The organism is Asaia sp. W19 (assembly GCF_003994335.1).
Classification (GTDB): domain Bacteria; phylum Pseudomonadota; class Alphaproteobacteria; order Acetobacterales; family Acetobacteraceae; genus Asaia.
This window is the reverse complement of sequence record NZ_PNQZ01000171.1, coordinates 1-2,018: the sequence shown is the minus strand read 5'-3', so window position 1 is coordinate 2,018 and position 2,018 is coordinate 1. Positions and strand designations below refer to the sequence as shown.

2 protein-coding genes are annotated in these 2,018 nt (G+C 60.1%); one reads left to right on the top strand and one right to left on the bottom strand.

Annotation, left to right across the window (positions count from 1 at the left end; genetic code table 11):
• A partial coding sequence (locus C0V97_RS17695; protein WP_127103741.1) for an iron-containing alcohol dehydrogenase occupies positions 1 to 683 on the top strand: 683 nt, incomplete at its 5' end.
• 115 nt (positions 684 to 798) lie between these two features.
• On the opposite strand, the gene C0V97_RS17690 is transcribed toward C0V97_RS17695, so the two are convergent.
• Complete coding sequence (locus tag C0V97_RS17690; RefSeq protein WP_127103740.1) at positions 799 to 1,995, bottom strand: M20 aminoacylase family protein; 1,197 nt, start codon at positions 1,993 to 1,995, stop codon at positions 799 to 801.
• Positions 1,996 to 2,018 lie beyond the last annotated feature (23 nt).

The window sequence follows — 2,018 nt, the reverse complement described above, 5'->3', positions numbered from 1 at the left end:
CTCACAAATCAGGGGTCGTTTCTGCACCGCTTTTCGCTGATCAGGTCTTTCTGGATGCTGAGCTGACACTCGGTCTGCCTGCGTCCCATACGGCTGCGACTGGTGTGGATGCCATGGTCCATGCGATCGAGGCCTATACAGGACGCGTACGTAAAAATCCTGTTTCGGATCATCTTGCACGTTCGGCTCTGGCTCTGCTCTTCCGCCATCTGGTTACAGCCTGTCGTGAGCCCCGTCATCGTGGCGCACGCGAAGCCATGCTGCTGGGTGCCATGCTGGCAGGGCAGGCTTTTGCAAACTCGCCCGTTGGGTTGGTCCATGGCATGGCCTATCCTCTGGGCGGGTATTTCCATGTGCCTCACGGTCTGTCCAATGCGCTGATGCTTGCCCCTGTCCTGCGTTTCAACGCGCGCGCATGTGCAGCGCTCTACGCCGAGCTTGGCGATGCCATCGGCCTTCCCTCGGAGGGAGACGTGTCCACGCGTGCCGAGGCCTTTATCAGCGCACTGGAGGCTCTGATGGACGCGGCCCAGATGCCACGACGGCTCCGTGATGTCGGTGTGACTGAGGAGTATCTCCCAATTCTCGCCGCTGATGCCATCACCCAGCACCGTGTTCTGGTGAACAACCCGGTAGCTATCACCGAAGAGGAAATGGTGGGACTGTATCGTCAGGCCTTCTGAACCCTCAGGCGGAATATGTGCTGCCGCAAGCGCCATTCCGCGGAACGCGCAAGAATTGAGCGCGAGAGTGAAGGGCTGGCGTCCTGAGCCAGCCCGGGGGCTCCTTGCAGGGGGATCAGCCCTGCGGTGCAAGATATCGTTCGACCAGACCGACGAAGAGCGCGGCGCCGGGAAGTATATTGTCGTCGTTGAAATCGAAGCCGCCATTATGAAGTGGCACGCCGTTGCAGCCCTCGGTGCCATTGCCGATAAACCAGTAGCAGCCATTGGGGTGCGCCTCGAGCATGAAGGCGAAATCCTCGCTTCCCATGAATGGCGGGCAATCATGACAATGATCCGCCCCGACGATGTCCTGTGCCGTGGCGCGCGCGAAATCGATCGCGCGTGCATTGTTGTTCAGTACCGGACTGCCATTGAGATGCTCGATGGTGGCCGCGCATTCGAAGGTTTCGGCAGTATGGGTGGCAATGGCGCTGATGCGGTCGAGGACGCGCTGGCGCACATCTGCAGTCATGGTCCGCACGGTCAGAAGAAGCATGCCTTTTTCGGGAATGACATTGGCGGCACTCCCCGCGTTGAGGGCGCCGATCGTGACGACGGCGGGCGCGAACGGGTCGATATTGCGCGAAACGATGCTCTGCAATGCCATGACGAGTTGTGCGCAGGCGAGGACCGGGTCTTTCGCTTTCTGGGGCATGGCCCCGTGTCCACCCTTGCCCGCGATCGTGATCTTCACGGTGTCCGAAGACGCCATGGCGGCGCTTTTGTGGAAGTAGAAGTTGCCGCTCGGAAAGCCCGGCATGTTGTGCTGGGCAAACAGGATATCGCACGGATATTTGGCAAAGAGTCCGTCATCGATCATGCGACTGCCACCGCAAAGCAGTTCTTCGGCAGGCTGGAAGATCAGGTGCAATGTGCCGTCGAATGGGCGTTTTTCCGCAAGATATTTTGCGGCGCAGAGCAGCATCGTGGTGTGCCCGTCATGGCCACACATATGGGATACGCCTTCCTGAGCGCTCTGCCACGCCACGCCGGATTTTTCGAGGATCGGCAAGGCATCCATTTCGGCGCGTAGACCAATGACCTTCCCGCCGGCTCCCTGGCGCAGGGTCGCCACAAGTCCGGTACCGGCGAAGCCACGCTCAATCGTATAGCCCCAGTCCTGCAACTTGGTCGCGACAATGTCGCTCGTCCGCTTTTCAGCGAACCCCAGTTCTGGATGGGTATGGAGATCATGGCGTAGCGCGACGAATTCCTCGCGCAGAGGGGCGAGGGCCTTGAGCAGGGGAGAGGCGGTTACGGGGGGGGGCATAGGGGGAAGCCTTTTTTATTTCT

What these genes read in the sequence shown, in the direction of transcription:
- C0V97_RS17690 (WP_127103740.1), bottom strand. Translation starts at nt 1,995, where the DNA reads ATGCCCCCCCCCGTAACCGCCTCTCCCCTGCTCAAGGCCCTCGCCCCT.